This window comes from Psychrobacter sp. Sarcosine-3u-12, assembly GCF_002836005.1.
GTDB classification, from domain to species: domain Bacteria; phylum Pseudomonadota; class Gammaproteobacteria; order Pseudomonadales; family Moraxellaceae; genus Psychrobacter; species Psychrobacter okhotskensis.
Map to the genome: position 1 here is coordinate 1 of NZ_PJBY01000093.1, position 23,247 is coordinate 23,247.

Here is a 23,247-nt window from a genome sequence, read left to right on the forward strand (position 1 = left end):
AGTAATAAATAATACATAATAAATAATAAAGAGACCAGCACATTAACAAACCATCAAATGATCAGTATGCCTTTTAATTTTCTTAGTCATGCTCTACTTACTTTCTATGGTGGATTGACTATAGATAGGCCAACTCTTGCATTAGCTTATCATAGGCGAATTTTTCTTGCACATTTTGTTGTAGCGCAATTTTGGTCTGTTGTAGGCTAGTCGCAAAGCCCTCTAAACCACTGTCAGTAGGTTGATAAGCCTCTAATGCTGCCAAGAGACTGATGTCTTTTTGCAGCTCGCTCAGTCCTAGACAGACACGGCGCATGTCAAGCAGCATTAGCTCAGACAGCTGGATAAACTCTGCGATACTCAGCTGGGTTTGCCAATAATCGCTGGCTGCGATACTACTTCGTTTGCCACTACGTAACGCTTGCCATGTTGTCAGCCATAACGCGCGCTTACTGTACCAAGGTGCTTGCGCCAGCGCTATGGCGGCTAAAGGCGCACCGTTTGCCAATTGGATAAGCTGCTCAATCGCCGCCGTAGCGACCGCTTCACGATTAACCGTGGACCCAAGCGCTTGGGTCACGTAGTCAACAGCGCTAGCAGGCTCAATAGTTTGCAGGGCTAGCTGCTGAACCCGACTTTTGATAGTGGGTAATAGCTGCGCTGGCGTGTCACTGATTAAGAATAAATGGACTTGCGCTTGCGGCTCTTCCAACGTCTTAAGTAGCGCATTGGCAGCAGCAACGGTCATTTGCTCGGCATGATCTAACACGCAGATGCGCATCCCCTGCCCGCCTTGATAAATAAAAGGCTGCAACGCACGAATATCATCAACTTTTATTTTAAGAGCACTGTTGCTGGCGGTTTTGGCAGATTTTTTGTCCTTAGCGCTACTATTGGCAGTTTCTCTATTGCTTATATTTTCTGCACTGACTGGCATACTGACGAGAGGAAGCACTTGTAGGCTTGGATGGGTACCGGATCTGAGCCACTGACAGCTCTCGCATTCTGCGCAAGCGCCAGATGGATGAGTATCGCGCTTGCGGCACAATAACCAAGCGACTAAGCGCCATACAAACGCGCGCTTACCCATGCCTTGCATCCCTGCTGCGAGCAGGGCATGAGGCAAAGACTGCTGCGACGTTGATACCCGATTGGTCAACTGCGACCACAGACTTTGCTGCCACGGCAGTAACGGTGCAAAATAAATGCCATCTGAGGTATCTAATGCACCTGTATTTTCTGTGAGGTCACTCATAAATTTTGCTCGATAGCGATGCTTGATGACTGTGTTTCACGATCATATTCCACGGCCGTATTTAACAACTGCGTTTGATGAATTGGTAAATAGCGCGATTAGTAGATAGTGCGATTGCTAGGCGTCACAATAATATTGCTTGGCAAAAATCATATTTTTACTTAGGCTATTTAGCCATAGGATTCTGAAAATCTGCCAAACTCATGCTATTTAAACGGTCTAAATCTTCTTGCGTATCGACACCTGCTGGTAGCTGACTAGCGGCTGTGGCAATAGCAATATGACCGCCATTCTCTAAAACGCGTAATTGCTCTAAGCTCTCGAGCATTTCAAGCGCTGTTTGCGGCCAATGCACAAACTGCTGCAATAGGCTGACGCGATAAGCATATAACCCTAAATGACGATAAGCATTTTTGGGCGGCTGTTTCTGGCTTTCATTAGCCAATAAGACATCGCGATCGCAAGGAATCGGTGCTCGACTAAAATATAGCGCTCGCTGCAAATCATTAGCATGCTGACTGACAACCTTTACCACTGATGGACGCATAAAAGTCTCGTGGTCATCAATAGGCTCACATAAAGTAGCCATCACGCTGTCATTGTCTGCTACCAACAGCGCCTTCACCTGCTCTAATAATAGCGGCGGTACCAACGGTTCATCACCTTGCATATTGACCACAATATCATGCTCAGCCCAGCCTTTAATCGCAGCAACTTCTGCCAAACGGTCAGTCCCCGAAGCATGCTCTGCGCTGGTCATCACCACATCAAAACCTGCATCCATACATACTTTGGCAATACGCTCATCATCGGTCGCAACACACATATCATCAGCGAAGTGGGCTGCCTGTGCCTTTTCAGCGACCCAAAGAATCATCGGCTTGCCATGAATGTTTAATAATGGCTTGCCGGGTAATCGCGTACTCTTAAAACGAGCAGGAACGACAATATGCGTTTTGGCGGGCGTAATGGTGGGCGACATAGTTTATTCCTACAAAATCATTTAAATTCTAAGATTTACAGCTTTTCACTATTAGGGCGTGTTTTAATTTCAAAAATGGTGATAAAAATGAGATAAATTGCCGTCAAATAAGAAAAATAGCGTAGATAATATCGGGATATTTACCAGCTATTTGACGATGTTTGGCAAGATTTAGCCATTTTTAGCCCATTGAGATTACTATCGAGTGAATTGAAGACGCGCCCTAGACATATCAATATTTAAAACTTTTAATTGCTGCTGTAAATTATCATAACAACTATCCGACAATACTGCGGTCACCGGCAATACCCAAAGTCTACTTATGAGGGCTTTATACTCAGCACTTAGTGGTTGTTGAGCAGTTAGTTGCAATAGTAAGGCTCTTAGTTTTACCGCATCTTTAGTGGTTACCACGATGGGATATTCGCGATATTGCAGCAGCTCAGCCATACTAAACTCATAATGGTCAGGATAAGGGTGACCAATGACCTCAAAACCAAGCGCGTGTAAAGTATCAAAAAACCGCTGCGGATAGCCAATACCGCTTACAGCGTGGACTTTGCTGCCCTTTTCAGGTGCTTTGTTATTTACTTCAAAGCCAGTTAATTGAAAATCACTAACTTGAGAGTCAAAGACTTGCAAATCAGTTGTTCGAGCGTCAGCTAATACAGGTTGCCATAATAATTTCATGTCGTCTGCTTGCAGGTGCATAGACAGATGCTCAGCTTGTGACTGTTGCTCGGTGTTTTTACTATGAGGCGCTGCACTATTATTTGGCCCTTCATGATAAATAACAGTAGCACCTTCTAACCGTGACATTGGCTCACGTAAAAACCCGGTTGGCAATAACTGCTCATTACCAAAGCCCCGTGCTGCATCAACCACAATCCATTCAATATCACGTTGCAACGCATAATGCTGCAAACCATCATCAGCAATGATTAATTGCAGGTCTGGATGAGCAGCCAATAAAGTAGTAATCGCTTGCTTACGATTGGGGCAGACCGCCATTGGTACACCCGTCATATTGACAATTAAACAAGGCTCATCCCCTACCATGCTCGGTAGACTGGCAGCATCGACCAAGGCTGGCATCTGACTGCTATCGCCACCGTAACCACGACTGATTACCCCTACTTTAATACCTTGAGCTTGTAGATAGTCGACCAGAGCAATAATTAATGGCGTTTTGCCGCTACCGCCCACGCTGATATTACCAATCACCATTACAGGAACGGGGGCGCGGTAACTGGCTAGTAATCCAAACTTATAAGCTTGATGGCGCAGCACAGTAATGAGCCCATACAACCAGCTAATCGGCAATAATAGCCATAACCAAGCGGCTTGACGTTGCCATGCACGCGTCACTGTCGTCTCAATGCTCATTCGTATTGGTCACTTTTCCATTAGCCTAATGCTCGTTTAGCAGCCCCATCGTTTAAACCTTGTTATTCAAACCTCATCGTTCAAACCTCATCGTTCAAACCTCATCGTTCAAACCTCATCGTTCAAACCTCATCGTTCAAACCTTAGTAAAACCCTTCACACTCTTACTCAAAATCGCGCTCATACATTTGTGCGTAATGACCTTGCAATCTTATCAATTCGTCGTGTGTCCCTAACTCAACGATCTGACCGCCATCCATCACTGCAATACGATCAGCCGACTCAATAGTGGTTAATCGATGGGCAATAACTAGCGTGGTACGGTCTTTCATCACGTTATCGAGCGCTTGCTGAATGTAATACTCAGATTCGTTATCCAAAGCGCTGGTTGCTTCATCCAATATTAAAATCGGCGCGTCTTTTAATAGCGCACGGGCAATCGATAAACGTTGACGTTGACCGCCAGATAACTGCAGACCTTCAGCACCAATCTCACTTTGATAACCATTTGGCATCTTCACAATAAAGTCATGGGCAAAGGCATCTTTTGCGGCCCGCTCAACTTGAGCTTGGGTTTTATTGGCCAAGCCACCATAGGCAATATTATTAAATACTGTGGTATTAAATAGCACCACTTGCTGATTGACCATGGCAATCTGGGCGCGCAAGCTCTCTAAGGTAATATCTTCTATCGGCATACCATCTAAGGTAATTTGCCCAGAAGAAGTCGATAAGGTACGCGTTAGTAAGTTCACTAAGGACGACTTACCCGCGCCACTTCGTCCTACAAGTGCAACCGTTTCACCTGCTCGGATATCCAACGTAAAGTCACGTAGGGCCACCGTCGAGTCAGGATAAACCAAGCTGACATTATCTAAGCGAATCTCACCAGATAGTGCTGGGTTTAACACGCCAGTATCTTCTTCTTCTGGCTCATCCAGTAAAGCAAAGATAGACACCCCTGCTGCGATACCCTTTTGCAATTTCTGATTGACATCAGTTAGTGAACGTACCGGCTTACTCAATAACCCAGCGGCAGCGATATAAGAAATGAACTCACCAGCTGAAATATTATCTATCACTGCAGGACGCAGCGCGAGCCACACCACGACCGACATGGCCATCGCCATCAGTAACTGTACCGCTGGTGTGTTAATACTGTTAGTGATGACAACTTTCATGCCTTGGCGTAAGTTCTTTTTTGAAGTCAGATCAAACCGCTTGGATTCGTACGCTTGTCCACCGTAGTTTTTGACCACTTGATAGCCACCGATGACTTCATTGGTGATATGACTGACATCACCCATCGTCTGTTGAATACCTTTAGAAAGCTTAAGGTAACGCTTGGAGGCGATACGAATCAGCCATAATATCGGCGGCAAAACGACAAACAGAATCAAGGTTAAACGCCAATTACTGTATAGCAAAAAGCCAATCAATCCTATGACCGTCAAACCATCGCGCAATACCGTTTTCATCGAATCAGTGCTGGCAGCGGTGACCTGCTCAACATCAAAGATGAGCTTTGACGAGATGGTGCCAGCTGGGTTGGCCAGATAAAACGAGCTTGGCAAGCGCAGTAGTTTATTAAAGACTTCCACTCGCAGCTCATATACCAAATTACGAGAGACCAAAGCAGAGTAATAATTACCTAAAAAGCTACCAATACCGCGCACAAAGAATAGCCCGACAATCAAAAGCGGAAATAAATCTTGCTTGCTTTGATCGTTTTGATTGATGGCATCAGTGATATATTGCAGTAACTTGGCAATCCAAATCTCTGTCGCGGCGTTAATCGAAAAACCCAAAACTGTTAGTAACAGCGCCCACCAATAGGGTTTTAGATAACTGAGTAGACGCAATAATGTTTTGCGCTTAGGCGTGTTGGCTGGCGACACTAATGTGCTCTTAGTAGAAGTTTTTGTAGAGTCAGGTTGATAAGCTTGGCTCATAAAAGCCTCAATTTGGGTGTTATGACATGAATGGACTGTGCTGATGGCACAATTTTATAGGATTTTGATGTTATACAACAGCGGTGCAAAGCTGACATTTTTTAAATCGTACAATTAGAAATTATGGTGCAAAAACAAAGGCTATTGTGGTAAAAGCTATTGCGATAAAAGTTATTGTGGCAAAGGCTGACCGAGTGGTACGACGGTACTAATATTTAGGTTTAAAAAACCCAGCTTACCCGCAATATCCATGACCCGCACCACTGATTGATGGGTAGCATTGGCATCCGCTGCAATAACAAATAGCATGTCACGATTACTGCCCGCCTCTTGCTGTAACATACTGGTCAACTCAGCCTCATTGCTGCTGGCAAGAGTAATACCATTAACCAAATAACTGCCATCCTCTTGTACCGCCACCTCGATACTGTTTTTCTCTTCTGTCAGTGCCACACCTTCTGCTTCAGGCAAAATGATATTTAAGCGACTAAAATGATTAAACGACGTCGCCAGTAGCAAGAACACAATTAAGAATAATAAGCAGTCAATCATTGGCGTTAGATTAATTTCGAGCGGCTCAACCGTTGGTTTTCTAAAGCGCATATCACTCTCTTTAATTGACTTAATACTTATTTTCTTAATGAACGACTGTTCATATTATTGCGAATACGACTCATACCATTGTTAATACGATGACGTTGCTGCCGTACTATTATCTAAACTTAGCGCATCCACTACATGCTTATTGTCTTCATTTTCGGCAGGTGATGCACCCTGTATTGGCTTCTTCAAATGAGTATTATAAGTATTTTCAAGCAATTGATAATCATACAACTCTTGAATCATCAGACCTGCTTGGGTCTCAAACTGGGCGTTGATATCAATGATACGACGCTGAAAATAACGATAGGCAACCAACGCTGGTATAGCTACAATCATGCCCGCTGCTGTAGTGATTAGTGCTTGGGACACGCCAGCGGCGAGCATCGTTGGGTCTTGCATCGCGCCATCAGTAATCGCTAAGAACGACGAGATAATCCCCAATACCGTCCCCAATAATCCGAGTAGCGGCGCAATCGCTCCTATGGTACCGAGCATATTGATGTTCTTTTCTAACTGATGTACCTGCACACTGGCACGATTCTGCATATGCATGGTCATCGAGTCCAAACCATACTGACGATAGAGCAAACCAGTGGCTAAAATATCACCCAAGGGTGTCTTTTCTTTAACATTCATCAACTGGGTACGACCAATATCGCCGTTTTCGCGTAGGCGGGTGATTAGCTGTTCGCGCAATCTGCCCGGTACAATTTTATTAAACTGTAAGGTATGGCTACGCTCGATGATGATGACTAATGCCAGTATTGAACACACCACAATCGGCGTCATTAACCAACCGCCCGCCTTTACCAACTCCCACATACTGACTCTCTTCTATATACTTACAAAATGGTTGTTACAAGGATAGCTCTATATCTAAGCATTTAAGCCGTAGTCGCACTTATGCAGCGTCTTAAGCTTGCGCTTCTATATGCTTTATCAAGGCGGCTAACTGATCTTGGCTATGGAAGAATATCTCGACACTTCCTTGCCCATCTTTCTTATGTTTCAATTTGACTTCAGCACCTAGCATGTCGGTCAAACGCTGTGTCAAACGCTCTGCATCACGAGAGTGTGCTTTTTCCGTACGGTTGGTTTTGGGGGCGGGCTGTAAGATCGATTTGACCAGTTTTTCAGCGTCGCGTACGGTCATGCCGCCATCGATAATTTTTTGCGCGATAATCGGCTGTTGTTCTGAGGATAGTGCCAAAAGCGTGCGCGCATGCCCCATATCTAGGGCGCTGTTGGCTAAATGGTCTTTTACCGTATCGTGCAGCTGATTCAAACGCAGCAGGTTCGATACCGTCGTGCGGGCTTTGCCAACGACTTCGGCAATCATCGCATGACTCATGCCAAATTCTGTATGAAAGCGCTGTAGTGCAGCGGCTTGCTCAATCACTGATAAATCTTCACGTTGGATATTTTCAATCAATGCCAGCGCAATGGCCAGCTCATCTGATAGGGCACGCTCAATGGCAGGAATGACAGACTTGCCCGCCATTTTTGCTGCACGCCAGCGCCGCTCACCTGCGATGATTTCGTGGGTGACGAATGCCTCGCTTTTGTCTTCGTTGGCTAATAGTGGACGGATAACAATGGGCTGCATCACGCCATGCTGCTCGATAGAAGAGGCCAATTCCATTAGGGCAGTCTCGCTCATATCACGGCGCGGTTGATATTTACCCGCTTGTAGACGTGTCACATCGATTTGCACCAAGCTGATTTGGTCTTCTGCTCCATTATTGTCTGTGCTAGCTGCACGAGACTTATTGGCAGGTATTTTGCTTGCCGTACGCGGCGAGCGGGCGGTACGACTACCATCAGTCGCGACAGACGCTGTAGTTTTTGCAGCCGGTTTTTCACTGGCTTTGGCGCGAGCAGTTTTAGCAGGCGCACTGGCTTCTTCGCTATCAGCTTCTAGCGCTTCAGCTGGCACAGTGTTGTCACGCGCAGCCATATCATCTTGCAAGGCAGAGGCGGTAATTTGCTTTTCTTTTTTGATTGACCCTAACAAGGCATCCAAGCCTCGATTAGCAGCCAATCCTCTTTTCTTCGCCATGATTACCTATCCTCTAACGCTAAAATAAAAGCCAAATAATTGTTACTGCGGCTTACTCATTGCTACAGCCTGCCCACTATAAATCACTACAGACTCAACCCCGCTGACCATACTAATGTATCGCTAGCACTCAGTTGTCTTGTATTGATATTATTTTGGACTGACGATAATAAATACGATGTTTAATACTATTTTCTGTTTGGTCATTTTCCATTATGACTAGTTTTTGGTGCTTATACACACAAAACTATTGGCTTTTTTATTACTGTTTCATCACTTCAGCAGCCAATTTTTGATAAGCACGCGCCCCTTTTGACCAGCGCTCGTACGCGATAACTGGCAAGCCATGTGCGGGTGCTTCTGCCAAGCGGATGTTTCTTGGAATATGTGTCTTGTACATGATATCGCCAAAGTGCGCTTCTAATTCAGCAGAGACATCGCGAGCCAATGTATTGCGCGCATCGAATAACGTTCTGACGACGCCGCGAATATATAGCTTCGGATTGAGCTCTGTTAGACGTTCAATCGTTTGCGACAAGTCCGCTAAGCCTTCTAATGCATAATACTCACACTGCATAGGAATAATAACCCCGTCGGTGGCGACCAAGGCATTAATCGTCAGCAAGTTTAAGCTTGGGGCACAATCTATAATCACATAATCATAAGCAGGTTTGTTAGCCGCGATCTGATCATTGACCAACGCTGCCATCGCTGTCTTAAACAGCTCATGACTGTTGGTTTTACTCATTAAGGTGATATCCATACCAGCCAAATCACGATTGGCCCCGATCACATCGAACCCTGCTGGGCTGTTAACAATAGCATCAGATAGCGAGACACCATCCAGCAACACATCGGCTATCGTCAGCGCTAAGTCGTTTTTGTCCACACCAGTACCACTGGTCGCATTGCCTTGTGGGTCTAGGTCAATCAGCAGTACGTGCTTGCGCTTAGCAGCCAAGCTGGCGGTCAAATTTACTGCCGTTGTGGTTTTACCCACGCCGCCTTTTTGATTCGCAATTGCTATGATTTCCATACACTCACTCAATTTAATTAGGGTCTTTACTGTATTTTACCGACTGTCTGTACTATGTATCTGTGACTGCCTACTTTTAATAATTGCCTGTTATTAATAGTCATTTTAGCAATCGCAATCTTTGGCGTTCAGCTTCTTATCACTATAATACACATGATACTTATAATATAAATGGCTCGCTTTGCATAAGGCTTTTTTAGATATTATGCTATTTAAATATCAAGGTAAACGATGTTTCACGACTACAAGGTGCTCATAGCTTAGACATTTTTAGCAGACAATTCAATTAAATGACGACTGTCATGCAGACGTGGCACGTTAAGCTTAATGGTCTTAATATGCCAGTCGTTATCTAGCGCTTGTAACTCTTCATCACTTGGCGCTTTACCCTTCATCGCACATAAATAACCATTATCCGCCAGTCTTGGCTGCGCGGCCTCAACAAAATCGATTAGACTGGCAAAGGCTCTAGAGGTGACCACGTCATAGCTGGCCTCATGCGCTTCAATACGAGAGGCGATAGGCTGCATATTGCTCAAGCCCAGCTCGCTACTGATTTGCTTAATAAAACGAATCTTTTTTTGATTGCTATCAAGCGCCGTACACTGCCGCTCAGGCTGACAAATCGCAATTATTACGGCGGGCAAGCCAGCCCCTGTACCGATATCTAGCAGTGACCCCGACGGCAAATGCGTTATAATAGCCAAGCAATCAATCACATGCTTAATCAGCGCCTCTTCTGGATCGGTGATAGCGGTCAGATTATACGCTTTATTCCACAATAAAAGCTGGTCTAAGTACAATAATAACGTGCGCTGCTGCGTCTCACTTAACGGTAGACTTAGCTCATTAATCGCTTGTGCCAAGGTATTAGCTAGCGCTGGCAATTGCGCGCCAAGCTTTACAAAGCCAGTCGGGTCGATATGGATATTACCCATGTTGGCAGGCGATGAAGTTTTTTTAGCGGAAGCTGACATACAACGAGTTATCCAGTTTTGACATGTGAACCGTCTATTTTATCATGCAGTCTGCCTATTGAATAGTTGCAGATTGCGCCAATGTGAGACATCTTATACTATCTGCGCGGCTATTGAGGCGTTATTCTGCTTTGATGGCATTAAACTGACCCTCTATCTGTTGCTCTTTTATTGATTATTTTCAGTGACGCATCCAATTATGATACAAATCTGCGTTTAATGACTTATTTAAAACACCGCCATATCTTGTAAGATGTCTTATTACCAATTAAAAAATTACTCATTAAAAATTAAGCATAAAGAAACTGTGTAAAAAAATTAATACCTACTCTACCCTTTAAAAACAATTCATTTTTTAAGACGACACACCATACGCCTATGACCGAACAGAAACATGCCCCTATGTCCAAAACATCAAATGACGCTAATATAAAAGACACGACTAATATGGTAACACCCATTGCTGAATTGACCGACCAAACGACAGACGGCACGCAAACAACACTAGATACGCCGCATCCCCTCTTTACTGAGGTAAAACAGCACTGCCTTGTCAGCGCTGAGCAATTAAAGCGCTATAGCAATGCCGATGAGCTGCCGACGGACACACGTACCGCGCCAGATTTGGACGTGGGCTTTGGTCAACAGCGTGCGTTAAAAGCGTTGCAGACGGCTTTGGATATCAAAGCCAGTGGCTATCATGTGTTTGCGGCTGGTGAAAATGGCTTGGGCAAACGCACCGTTATCAGCCGCTTACTGACCCGTATCGCTGCCGATGCGCCGACCCCTGATGACTGGGTTTATGTACATAATTTCACCGATCCACGCACACCGCTCGCCTTGCGCCTTCCTGCTGGTCAAGCCTCGCTACTGCAGCAGCAAGTTAATAGTCTATGGCAACAGGCCAAAAAACGCCTGAGCCAGCGCTTTCGTAGCGACCAGTATCAAAGCAAGATTGAAGCCATCAAAAACGACACGCATCAAAAAGAAAGTCAGGCTTATGATGTGCTCAATGCTGAGGGTAAGCAATATGATTTGGCATTGACGTTTCGCTCCTTTGATAACAAACCCGTGTTTGTCCATCCAAGCCAACTGACAACAGAAACCGATCAAGTCGCGACTGAAAACAATAATGCTGATAATAAAGATGCCAAAACATCTATCAACAGTCAAAACACATCAGTAATCGGAGAAAGTAAGAAAACGACTATTTCTAGCAAAAATGCTACTGACGGTAACGACAACGAATATGGCAATAGTGAATACGAAGCTGAGCTAAGTAACTTCGTGCAAAAGAACCATATGCAAAAACGCTTGAGTCAGCTGACCATCGCCTTAGAGCAGTTAGAAGACGAAGCCAATGACGCCATAGAAGCATTACATCGCAATATTGCACGTCGTGCACTGCAACCTTTGTTTACCCCTATTTATGAGCAGTTTGCCAGTCATCCGCTGGTCGTTGATTATCTCAAAGCGGTATTTGCCGACATGGTTACGCATGTCGAGCGCATCGTCAATGGCGATGATGAAGAGTTTGTGACGGCAGTTCTGGCGACGACTCCGAGCCGTTACGCGGTCAATGTCATTGTCAGTCACACGCCAGACAGCGGCGCACCCGTTGTCTTTGAAGATTTGCCGACGCATTTGAACTTATTGGGTCATGTTGAGCAAATCACCCAACTGGGCACGGTGACCACCGATGTCAGTATGATTCGAGCGGGCGCCCTGCATCGTGCCAATGGCGGCTATTTATTGTTAGAAGCCAGTCATTTACTTGAGCATCCTTATGCATGGCAGGGTCTTAAGCGCGCACTACAATCGCGTAAAATCAAACTCTCAAGTCTTGAGCAAATGCTAACCTTAACAGGAAGCTTATCATTAGCACCTGCGCCCATTGACCTTGATATTAAGGTGATTTTGCTTGGCGAAGCAGACTTGTATTATGAGCTATTAGAGCTTGAGCCTGAGTTTGATGCGGTATTTAAAGTACGTGCTGACTTTCATGATGATGTGCCTCGCAGCAGTGAGCACGAGTTGGCACTGGTCGCAAAAATGGCCGACATTATTGATTATGCCGACCTCTACCCGTTTGATCGTAGTGCACAAGCCGCCCTACTCGAGCATTTAAGCCTGCAAGCAGAAGACCAAGATCGCTTAAGTTTGCACAGTGATTTACTGATTAAGCTATTGCATGAGTCCAACCGTCATGCACGTTTGAGCGGTAACAACATTGTCAATGCTCATCATGTCACGCAAGCCATCGATGATATGGACGAGCGCTCAGGATACCTGCGTGACCTCTATTGGGATGAGCTCAAAAACGGTCAACAGCTTATCCAAACCACAGGCAGCGCTGTCGGACAAGTCAATGCGCTGACAGTGGTCAGCTATGCCGATAGTGAGTTTGGCATGCCCGCCCGCCTGACTGCCGTTATTCAACCAAATATCGGTACGGGTGAGATTCTCGACATTGAGCGCGACGTGGATTTGGGTGGTAGCTTACACGCCAAAGGCATGCTGATTATGACCAGCTATTTGCGCGCGTTATTTAGCCAACATCATGCGCTCAACTTTAGTGCCTCACTTGCTTTTGAGCAAAGCTACGCGCATATCGATGGTGACAGTGCCACCGTCAGCGAAGGCTGTGCGCTATTGTCCGCTTTAGCAAATGTACCGATTGATCAATCATTTGCCATTACTGGCTCTATGAACCAATTGGGCGAGGTTCAAGCGGTTGGTGGTATCAACTCTAAAATTGCCGGATTCTTTGATGCATGCCGCGAGCAAGAATTGACTGGGCAGCAAGGCGTGGTCATTCCGATGGCCAATGTTAAACAGCTCATGCTGCGCGACGATATCATTGCCGCTGTCAAAGCAGGCGAATTTCATATTTATGGTGTCCATACTCTAAGTGAAGCACTGACGTTAATGACTGGTCTACCTATCGATACCGTGAATAAAAAAGGTCGCTATCGTAAAGAGACATTGTTTGGCAAAGTCCTAAGCCGTCTGATGTTATGGGATGAAAATCAAGATAACAATGACGATGACATTGACGAAAAAAAATCCAAAAAGAAAGATAAAAAGCAGCAGAAAGCAAAACGTCAGAAAAAAGCAGACAAGAGAAAAAAAGAGAAACGTAAAGACAAGAAAGACAATAATGAAGCTGTGATGGATGACGACTCTAGTATCAATCAAAGCATCGATCAGAGTGTGGATACTAATGATACCAAAATGTCCATTAATGCCATATAGGCTGATGTATAGCGAAATTTAGCCATTTAAAACCACTTAATGAATCAATAGGCTAATTGATAGGATGCCCTAGACGCTACGATGCTTTTCTGCGATGATAAACGGCTAGTGACTCGATAAAGATACCTAAAAACTGACTCGTGACTTCATAAAGGTTATCGCTTAATGACTGTACATCCTGCTAATGCCGACCTACTCCAAACTCAAACAGATGCTATTGAGCAAGCCAATAGCGTAGCGGCTGCGGGCAACAATGTCTCAGAAGACAGCAGCGATAATCGCCACGGTGCAGCAACGACGGCGCGGCAGTGGCAAGTGTTATCACAACTACAGCGCAATCGCTGGGTGGGTACCACGCATATTTATGAGCAGTTGATGATGGCAGGCTTTGATATTAGCCTGCGCACGGTACAGCGCGACCTAAATGCGCTGGCGAAACGTTTCCCTATCGAAAAAAACAATGCCAATCCGCAAGGCTGGCGCTGGCGTGATGATGCACCATTACAAAGCTTACCGCACATGAATCTCTCACAAGCGGTTGCCTTTAATATGGTTGAGGCCAATCTGACCCAGCTATTACCGCCTGTTATTTTAGATGAGTTATTTCCGTGGTTTGACCTAGCACGGCGGCAGCTAAAAAACAGCAAAGTCACCCATTCATGGATAGACAGAGTGCGCATCGAGCCTGCCACTCAGCCATTAATCGCCCCACATATTGACTTGGATAGCAAAGACAATATTTACCACGCGCTGTTTTATCAATTACAAATTAAAGCCTGCTATACCCGTAGCAATAAATCGCAAGCCGGTGAATACATCCTAAATCCCATCGCTATCATTCAACGCGGCGTCATCATTTACCTACTGGCAACTCGCACGGATGATCCAGAGACTGTCATTCGCACATTTGCCTTGCATCGATTTGCCAGCGTCGAGATTTTAGAAACTGCCGCAAAGACTCCCGATAATTTTCACCTTGACAGTTATTTGGACGCCGGTGGTATGGGCTTTAGCCATCCATTATTTCGTGAGCTGTCCGATCATGGCAAAAATATGCCTATTGAGCTACAATTCACCAAACAAGCGGGCAAGAGCCTAACTGAAAGCAAGCTTAGCGATGATCAAACGGTTACCTTGAATGACGATGACACACTGACCATTCAGGCAACGGTGAATTTGACCTCCCAGCTGGTCTGGTGGTTGCGCGGTTTTGGCAATGGTCTCTTAAATGCCAAACCTGAGCTGCTATATCAAGCTGTCTTGGATAAAGCCTTGGATAATCAATGACGCGGATAAAGCACACTTTTTAATTTGAACCTTCTTTATTTTGAGTTCTCTTTATCCGGAGCAATACTCAGTCAATATCAAATCATTTAAATCATCAAAAAATAACAAGGAACATTATGTCGACCACTGCCCCGTCACCACTACTATCAGACAGTTTAAAAGGATTAGGTTTGGATGCGGGCACGTTATTTTTTGCGCTCAACTACGAGTTTACCAAGACTGAACCCAAAGGTATGTTGAAGCGTTTTAAAAAGAATGAAGGGGCGATTGATATCGACTTAGCGTGCGCCTTGTATGACGATAACTGTACTATTAGCGATATCGTCTGGTTCAAACAGCTACGCGATAAGGCCGAATCAGTACGCCATCAAGGGGACAGTCTGAACGGCAAAGACCGTGGCGACCAAGCAATGTACCTAGCCCCACTTGACCAAGAGCAAATCAGACTCTACTTGGACAAGATTCCAGCACATATCACCCATATTGCCTTGCTTGCTAACTCTTACCACGGTCATGCTTTTTTTAGAGTCAAAAAAGGTGAGATTCATTTAAGTGATGATGAAGGCAACCGCTGTTTTGAGGTTAATCTAAAGCAACTGCCGCGAGATTGCTCTACGCTTTGGGTCGCCCATTTGCGCCGAGAAGTAGATGATTGGCATCTGACATTGCAAAACCTACCGCTTGCCGCCGAAGACTTAGCCACAGCAGCGCAGCAAGTCGCTCATGAATTGGCACGTGCGCTGCCTATTCCACAAGGCGTGTAACATCAAATCAGGTATAATGGACACAATCTCATGTGATAAAAAAGGGTGCGACGTTCTCTAAACGTTGCACCCTTTTTGTAAACTCTGATTTTTGCAAATTCAAAATAATTACTACGAATATAGTGAGTGAAAAGTAATATCAATATATCACGCACTGCTGATATCCATTTTTCTTACTTGCTATGCCTGAGCAGACAGAGGCTACAAAAAATTGATATCAGCAATACCGTCACATTTTTAAGATATCCTAACTATATTACTTACAAAGCCTCACCGCAATGCGGACAAAAATTCTTTTGCCGCTCATCGACTTCATTTTCACGGCGTTCCAGTTCTTTTTCGCGCAATACCTGTAGTACGATGTTTTGCGCCTGCTCCTTATCTAGCCCAAGCTCACGACGTATTTTCTCTACCATCATCTGGTTCTGTATCAAATCAAAATCGCTATCGACCAGTTGCTCACGAAAGTGCTGCTCTAGCTCTTCACGGCGCTGGTTCAGCTCATTTGCCAAACCCGTGGCTAGAATACCTGCAGGCAATGCGGCCAGACCGACACCCAGTATCGTAATGATCGCGCCCAATATTTTACCGGCATTGGTAATAGGTGTCACATCACCATAACCCACTGTCGTCAGCGTCACTACCGCCCACCACATGGCTTTAGGGATAGACTCAAACTCTTCTGGCTGGGCATGGTTCTCCACCAGATAAATACCACTAGAAGCGGTCACAATCATGATGATTAGAATAAAAATAACGGCTTGAAATGAGCCTTTCTCTTTACTGATTACCACCAATAAAATACGCATCGACGCAAAATAACGCGTTAGTTTAAGAATACGGAAGAGGCGCAAAATACGTAAGAAGCGTAAATCAATTGTGACAAAGAAGTTCAAGAACGCCGGCACAATAGCAACCAAATCAATCAATGCCGAGGGGCTTTTTAGCCATTGCCAACGCTGACGCCAAGTGGTGTGATCGGGCTTCGCTTCGGCAACACTCCACAAACGTAGCAGATACTCAATAGAGAACACTACGATGGAGAAGTTTTCAAACCATGTAAAATAATCTTGATAAGGGTAGTACCAACTGTCTACAGACTCCGCAATCACGGCTGCCACGTTGGTCATGATTAGAAATATCAGAAAATAATCGACGTAGCGGCTAAAAAGCGTGTCATGCTCATCATTTTGCAAAATGTTATAAACGAAAGTACGCAAGCGCCGTATATGTTGGAATTGCATGCGGTCCCTATACGGTGTAACACCGATCTTATGATAATGAAATAAAAGTATTAAAGCCTGATTATCGCGCTAAATGACATAATGAAAAGCAGTATCATTATACAAAATTTACGTAATAAATGTAGACGCAAGCCAGCAACATTAACCCCGTCGTAAGAAAGGTGTATTGTAAAAATCGCTCATCGGCACGTAATTGACGACTGAGATTTTGAGCAGGCAATAAAAAAACACCGCATTCTGGGCAACAAGAATCCACTTGGTTTAATAAAGTCATTGAACGTGCTTGTCCGCAGCGCAGCGGCGAGTTACTACAGTAGCCCAGCATAATACACCCTATCCGTCGTCGTTAATTGTCCCTTTATATTAATTTATACCAGCCGTATAAAACTGACTACTAACTTACAGTAACGAGAACTGTTTAACAAATATGTTTTGATGAACCTGTCATTTACACCATAACCTTTCATTCCCTTAAAATTATTAAGGGTTTTTTAGTTAAAAACCTTACTGTTAAAATGGTTTTAATGCTACAATAGCGTTACAATGTTACAAGGCAATCTATAATGATAACATTGTGTATCAGCACTTAATGCCATCCCTCATTAAATGCTTATCGATAACCTATTATTGCGTTGAGGAATCAAACGATGAAACTACAATCCCTAGTTTTAGCTGCTACAACTTTTTTAGCCATGACCACTGCTTTTGCCGTACCTGCGGGCACATGGTCTGTGGCTGCTGGCGCTCATATGGTCGACCCTAAAAGCAATAACGGCACACTTGCAGATGGTACACTTTCTGTAGAAGTTGATGATGATATCCGTCCAACTATCAGCGGTGAGTACTTCTTTGCTGATAACGTCGGTGTCGAACTGCTAGCGGCGATTCCATTCCATCACGACATCACTCTAACCGATGCTGATGGCAATAAAATTGATGCAAAAACTCAGCATCTCCCACCTACTTTATCTATACAATACCACTTTGATGGCTATAACATGCCAATGAACGTCAAGCCGTTCGTTGGTGTTGGTGTGAACTATACGACTTTTTTCAAAGAAAAAATCTATAGCGACGCTTTTGAGAACTTGAAGCTTGATGACAGCGTGGGCATTGCAGGCCATATTGGTCTTGATATCCCGTTTGCCCCAACTGAATACTTCCGTATTGATGCTCGTTATATGGACATCAAAACAGACGCAAGTGTTGAGTCTAATGGTAATACTGTTGAGCTTGGCGAGGTCGACATCAGCCCTTGGGTATATGGCGTCGCTTTCATTAAACAGTTTTAATTTATAGTCAAAATATCGCCAATAAAAAAGCCAGATTAATCGCTGGTTTTTTTATGCTTAAAATTTAAGCACAAAAAAAGACCATCCGTAGACAGTCTTTTTATTGTTTATACAGGTTAAAAACCAAAAATCTCTACAGTAAAATACGGCGTGGATCAGCAAGCAAGGTCGCAATATATCGGGTGAATACTGCTGCATCTGCACCATTAATCACGCGGTGATCATAAGATAAAGATAATGGCAGCATGAGGCGTGGCTCAAAGCTCTGGCTACTCTCATTCCAACGTGGCTGCATACTGGCTTCAGACACACCCAAGATACCTACTTGTGGCCAATTTACCAATGGTGTAAATGCCGTCCCACCTAAATTACCTTGGCTTGATATGGTAAAGCTTGCGCCTTGTAAATCTTTGGTGCTCAGTTTTTTATCACGGGCTTTGACTGCCAGCTCGCCAATTTCAATCGCGATTTGCTTCAGACCTTTGTCTTGCACATTTTTAATAACGGGAACGATTAAGCCATCATCAGTCGCTACCGCAATGCCCATATTCACACTTTTACGCAGGATAATTTGGCTATTGTCATCGCTTAAGTGACTATTGAAGCGAGGATGCTGGGTCAAGGCATAGGCGGTTGCTTTTACCACAAATGCCAAGATAGTGAAGCCGATACCTTCCGCCTTCATACCGCCTTTTAGCTCACCGCGTAGCTTTTCTGTCTCAGTGATATCGGACAAGTCAAACTGCGTCACTTGTGGTAGATAGGTATTGTAATTGAGCTGCGGTATCGAGACTTTTTGTAGACGGCTCAGATCCTGCACTTCTGTCTCGCCCCAGATTTCTGCATTACTCATATCAGGTAAGCTTGGTAGGCTTGCTCTGGACGCAGTGCCACTACTAGCAGGTGCAGCTTGCTTATTGGTCAGGCTTTGCTTCACATGGGCAAATAAGTCTTCTTTTAAGATACGTTCATTGATTGCAGAACCCGTCACTTGACTGATATCTACACCTAGCTGCCTTGCCAACTTACGCACGGCAGGACCAGCATAAACATCGACCAACTTCTCATTCACCTGAGTTTCAGTCAGCTTGTTGTCCGCTGATTGAGTCGGTGTACTGGTTGACGTCTCTTTTACAGATGCTTGCTTTGGCTCAGCCGCCGCCTGCTTTTGGTCATTTGAGCTGGTTTGTTTGTCGGTTTTTGATTCATTTGCTGATTTATTGGCACTATCCGCCTCTGAGCCACTACTACTAATGACGATAAAATCTTGACCATTGGCAACCATATCACCAGCTTCGACCAGTATTTTCTCAATTTTCCCTGCTTCTGGTGCCGGTACTTCAACCGATGCCTTATCAGACTCAATCAGCAAAATAGATTGGTCAGCGCTAACCATGTCACCGACACTCACCATGATCTCAGAAACTTGCGCTTCATCCACACCTAAATCAGGCAGTGCATGAGTGGTCGCTTTCCCTGAGCTTGGCGCAGAGTCAGCAGCGCTATCGGAGACAGAAGATGCTTGCTCGTCTTCCTGTGCTTTTTCTTTATCGTCGTTTTCGGCATCTACACTATCCGCACTTGCCGCATTATTTTCAGGAGCTTGCTGATCGTCTGCCTCAGCATCATTGCTCTCATTACCGCTGTCTTCACTATCAGTGCCAGTATCACTATCTAACTCAATCAGTACCATGCCTTCACTGACTTGATCGCCAACTGCAACGCTGATTTTAGTGACTGTACCAGCGGCAGAGCTAGGTACTTCGACTGAGGCTTTGTCAGATTCTAATAAAATAATGTTGTCGTCTTTTTCGATGACGTCGCCAACTTCTACCATAATTTCGCTGACTTCGGCGCTATCAACACCCAAATCGGGGGCTTTAATGTCCATGATTTATCTCCTTGTCTTATGGTTATTATTCTTTGACATCACCATCATTGAGTAAAGTCGCATCGGCTTGATCTTCAGAACGGCCTTCACTACTGATTTCGTCATCCTCTTCCCCAACGAACTCAGGAACAGGATGCGGGTTGACATTATCAGGCGCTGGCGCATCTGGGAAATGATCATAATGAGGCTGTTGCTGCCATGCAGGTGGATGATCTACATCGATACCGAAGCTAGAAATGGCATCTTTGACCAAGCGCATTTCGACTTCACCTTCATCAGCCAAGCGTTTTAGCGTCGCTACCACAATGTGAGCGGCATCGACGTTAAAGAAGCTGCGCAATTTCTCACGTGAGTCTGAACGACCATAACCATCTGTTCCTAGCGTGGTATAAGGACGACTGTCAGGTAACCAACCACGAATCTGCTCCGAATAGTTACGCATATAGTCCGTCGCTGCCACTACGATACCTTCGTGCTGGGCCAATTGCTCAGTGACCCAAGGCACCTTTTCTTCATCCATTGGATGCAAGCGATTATAATCATCACAAGCCATACCATCACGAGTTAGCTCGTTAAAGCTGGTCACACTCCAGACGTTGGAGGTGATATTAAACTCATCTTTTAGAATCTGTGCTGCTTTTTGCACTTCACGTAAGATAACGCCCGAACCCAAGAGCTGAACCTGACTTGAGCCATTGTCTTCTAGCAAATACATACCGCGTTTGATACCTTCTTCCACCCCTTCTGGCATGGCAGGCTGCTCATAGTTTTCGTTCATAAGCGTCAAGTAATAATAGACGCGCTCGCCTTCTGCGTACATGCGGCGCAAGCCATCATGCATGATAACGGCCAGCTCATAACCAAAGCAGGGGTCATAGCTGACGCAGTTTGGTACGACGTTGAACAATATCTGCGAATGACCGTCTTGATGCTGCAAGCCTTCGCCATTCAGTGTCGTACGACCAGCGGTCGCACCCAACAAGAAGCCTTGTGCTTGGCAATCCCCTGCCGCCCAAGCCAAATCGCCCACACGTTGGAAACCAAACATAGAATAATAGATATATAGCGGAATCATCGGTAAGGCGTTGATCGAATAACTGGTCGCGAGCGCAATCCAAGCACTCATCGCCCCAGCTTCGTTGATGCCTTCTTCTAGCATGTGACCGTCTTTGGCTTCTTTATAGCCCATCAATGCTTCGCTATCTTCTGGCGTATAGGTTTGACCGATAGCAGAATAAATACCCAACTGACGGAACATACCTTCTAGACCAAAAGTACGTGCTTCGTCAGGGACAATGGGTACTACTCGATCTTGGATGTCTTTGTTTTTTAGCATGGCTGCCAGCAGGCGTACGAACACCATCGTCGTCGATTGCTCTTTGCCATTACTACCTTTTAATACGCGGTCAAAAATGGACAACTCAGGGATATTTAAGGGGATATGCCCACTGCGGCGATTGGGTAAATGACCGCCCAAGGCTTCGCGGCGTCCTTTTAGATATTTCATCTCTGCTGAGTTTTCTTCTGGACGATAAAACGGTAGCGTCTCTAACTGCTCATCCGTAAACGGCAAATCAAAGCGGTCACGAAAATACATCAAGCCATCTTGATCCAGCTTTTTGATCTGATGCGATTTGTTGACCGCTTGTGCTTGATCTGATAAGCCATAGCCTTTTACAGTTTTGGCTAAAATTACCGTTGGCTGACCCTTGGTTTTCATCGCTTCACTAAAGGCAGCATAGACCTTCACTGGGTCATGCCCACCACGGTTTAGGCGTGCGATATCATCATCAGACAATGATTTACCGACTTCTTCTAACTCAGGGTATTTACCAAAAAACTCTGTACGCACAAACTCAGGATCACGGGCTTCATACAGCTGATACTCCCCATCAACCACTTCTTCCATGCGGTATTTGAGCGCGCCAGAGTCATCATTGGCTAGCAAGGTATCCCAGTTGCCACCCCAAACGACTTTAATAACTCGCCAGCCAGCACCGCGGAACACAGATTCTAACTCTTGAATAATCTTGCCATTACCACGCACTGGCCCATCTAGACGCTGCAAGTTACAGTTGACCACCCAAATGAGGTTATCAAGTTTTTCGCGACCGGCAAGAGAGATAGCCCCTAGGCTTTCTGGCTCATCTGTCTCGCCATCGCCTAAGAAAGTCCAGATTTTACGACCTTCATCTTCGAGCAAGCCGCGATTGATCAGATAGTTATGCACGTGCGCATGGTAGATCGACATGATCGGGCCAAGTCCCATTGATACCGTAGGGAATTGCCAATAGTCCGGCATCAAATAAGGATGCGGATAGCTTGATAAACCTTTGCCACCGACTTCACGACGGAAGTTCTCAAGCTGATCCTCTGTCAAGCGACCTTCTAAAAATGAGCGAGCATAAATACCGGGTGCAGAGTGACCTTGGTAGTAGATCATATCACCACCGAAGTGATCGCTTGCCGCTCGGAAGAAGTGGTTAAAGCCCGTTTCATATAGCGTGGCACTAGAGGCAAATGTCGCTAAGTGACCACCCAAGTCGTCGTCATTCTTATTAGCGCGCATGACCATTGCCAAAGCATTGTAGCGAATCAAGGCGCGAATTTTGCGCTCCATACCCAAGTCCCCTGGGTACATTGGCTCGTCTTCGACGGCAATACTATTGATATAAGCCGTATCTAGTCGATTGAATGGCAGTCCTTCTTGTACCGCCATATTGTATAACGCTTTTAGCAAAAATTGGGCACGATCCTTGTCTGCGTGTTTGATGACAGACTCAAAGGCGTCCAGCCACTCTTGGGTTTCGGTGCTATCAGCATCCTTATAATAACTCATCTTTATTCATCCTTTTTTATCAGTCAGCCCTGTACCATGACAGGGTGTTGTTAAATCAACGTGGTACTCAATACGGTAATGCGTGAATGCTTTACTCAATGACTTCCTTGTTAAATATGACAGGCTGTAGTCATTCGCTACACTCTATATTGCAGTCATATAAGGCTCAAGTCACAACATAGTGCAACTGCCCTTTGGTATATTGAGAAAGAAGAAATATAGTAAAATGAAAACTCGCGTTCTACACTCAGTTATCAAACGATAATCACTCTTTATTATAGGCGCTTATTAAGGGGTTGTTTATAGCGATAGAAAAATGACGATATGACATGTATTTCTTAAATAAATAGTGATTATTTTTTTGAAAAAATTTTCAGTTAATACCTAGCCTATAAGTTGTTTTTTATAAATTACCGCTGTAACTG

16 protein-coding genes are annotated in these 23,247 nt (G+C 44.9%); 4 read left to right on the plus strand and 12 right to left on the minus strand.

Features of this window, described 5'->3' with window-relative positions:
- Positions 1–118 precede the first annotated feature (118 nt).
- From CXF65_RS06225 to rsmG, 9 genes are all read right to left on the minus strand, one after another.
- A complete protein-coding gene (locus CXF65_RS06225; protein WP_101211432.1) occupies positions 119–1,255 on the minus strand; it encodes a DNA polymerase III subunit delta' in 1,137 nt (378 codons plus the stop codon).
- 166 nt (positions 1,256–1,421) lie between these two features.
- Positions 1,422–2,237 (minus strand): 3-deoxy-manno-octulosonate cytidylyltransferase, encoded by an 816-nt coding sequence (gene kdsB, locus CXF65_RS06230; RefSeq protein WP_101211433.1) that lies wholly within the window; start codon positions 2,235–2,237, stop codon positions 1,422–1,424.
- Between the two features lie 198 nt (positions 2,238–2,435).
- Positions 2,436–3,623, minus strand: a complete 1,188-nt coding sequence (lpxK, locus tag CXF65_RS06235) for a tetraacyldisaccharide 4'-kinase (RefSeq protein ID WP_101211434.1) — start codon at positions 3,621–3,623, stop codon at positions 2,436–2,438.
- A 164-nt stretch (positions 3,624–3,787) separates the two neighbouring features.
- On the minus strand, positions 3,788–5,575 hold the full coding sequence (msbA, locus tag CXF65_RS06240; protein WP_101211435.1) for a lipid A export permease/ATP-binding protein MsbA: 1,788 nt from the start codon (positions 5,573–5,575) through the stop codon (positions 3,788–3,790).
- Between the two features lie 171 nt (positions 5,576–5,746).
- Positions 5,747–6,178, minus strand: coding sequence for an ExbD/TolR family protein (locus CXF65_RS06245; RefSeq protein WP_025651795.1), 432 nt, complete (start codon positions 6,176–6,178; stop codon positions 5,747–5,749).
- A gap of 81 nt (positions 6,179–6,259) precedes the next feature.
- The gene (locus CXF65_RS06250) at positions 6,260–7,000 is read right to left on the minus strand and encodes a MotA/TolQ/ExbB proton channel family protein (RefSeq protein WP_025651794.1); all 741 of its coding nucleotides are present in this window, start codon (positions 6,998–7,000) and stop codon (positions 6,260–6,262) included.
- Between the two features lie 91 nt (positions 7,001–7,091).
- Positions 7,092–8,237, minus strand: a complete 1,146-nt coding sequence (locus tag CXF65_RS06255) for a ParB/RepB/Spo0J family partition protein (RefSeq protein WP_101211436.1) — start codon at positions 8,235–8,237, stop codon at positions 7,092–7,094.
- Positions 8,238–8,499: 262 nt separating this feature from the next.
- Positions 8,500–9,273 (minus strand): ParA family protein, encoded by a 774-nt coding sequence (locus CXF65_RS06260; protein WP_037025999.1) that lies wholly within the window; start codon positions 9,271–9,273, stop codon positions 8,500–8,502.
- Positions 9,274–9,533: 260 nt separating this feature from the next.
- The gene (gene rsmG / locus CXF65_RS06265; protein ID WP_374190023.1) at positions 9,534–10,211 is read right to left on the minus strand and encodes a 16S rRNA (guanine(527)-N(7))-methyltransferase RsmG; all 678 of its coding nucleotides are present in this window, start codon (positions 10,209–10,211) and stop codon (positions 9,534–9,536) included.
- A 441-nt stretch (positions 10,212–10,652) separates the two neighbouring features.
- Between rsmG and CXF65_RS06270 the strand changes: the two genes are divergently transcribed.
- The 3 genes from CXF65_RS06270 (at position 10,653) to CXF65_RS06280 (ending at position 15,556) form a co-directional block, all read left to right on the plus strand.
- A complete protein-coding gene (locus tag CXF65_RS06270; protein WP_227523208.1) occupies positions 10,653–13,505 on the plus strand; it encodes an ATP-binding protein in 2,853 nt (950 codons plus the stop codon).
- A gap of 165 nt (positions 13,506–13,670) precedes the next feature.
- Entirely contained in the window at positions 13,671–14,792 is a 1,122-nt protein-coding gene (locus tag CXF65_RS06275) for a helix-turn-helix transcriptional regulator (protein WP_101211438.1), read from the plus strand.
- A gap of 116 nt (positions 14,793–14,908) precedes the next feature.
- A complete protein-coding gene (locus CXF65_RS06280; RefSeq protein ID WP_025651789.1) occupies positions 14,909–15,556 on the plus strand; it encodes a TerD family protein in 648 nt (215 codons plus the stop codon).
- Between the two features lie 260 nt (positions 15,557–15,816).
- Here the strand turns inward: CXF65_RS06280 and CXF65_RS06285 are convergent, their stop codons facing one another.
- Complete coding sequence (locus tag CXF65_RS06285) at positions 15,817–16,800, minus strand: ion transporter (protein WP_025651788.1); 984 nt, start codon at positions 16,798–16,800, stop codon at positions 15,817–15,819.
- Between the two features lie 647 nt (positions 16,801–17,447).
- On the opposite strand from CXF65_RS06285, the gene CXF65_RS06290 reads away from it, so the two are divergent.
- Entirely contained in the window at positions 17,448–18,092 is a 645-nt protein-coding gene (locus tag CXF65_RS06290; RefSeq protein WP_101211439.1) for an OmpW/AlkL family protein, read from the plus strand.
- Positions 18,093–18,225: 133 nt separating this feature from the next.
- Here CXF65_RS06290 and CXF65_RS06295 read toward each other — a convergent pair whose 3' ends face one another.
- Complete coding sequence (locus CXF65_RS06295) at positions 18,226–19,983, minus strand: 2-oxo acid dehydrogenase subunit E2 (RefSeq protein WP_101211440.1); 1,758 nt, start codon at positions 19,981–19,983, stop codon at positions 18,226–18,228.
- 25 nt (positions 19,984–20,008) lie between these two features.
- Complete coding sequence (gene aceE / locus CXF65_RS06300) at positions 20,009–22,822, minus strand: pyruvate dehydrogenase (acetyl-transferring), homodimeric type (RefSeq protein ID WP_101211441.1); 2,814 nt, start codon at positions 22,820–22,822, stop codon at positions 20,009–20,011.
- Positions 22,823–23,247 lie beyond the last annotated feature (425 nt).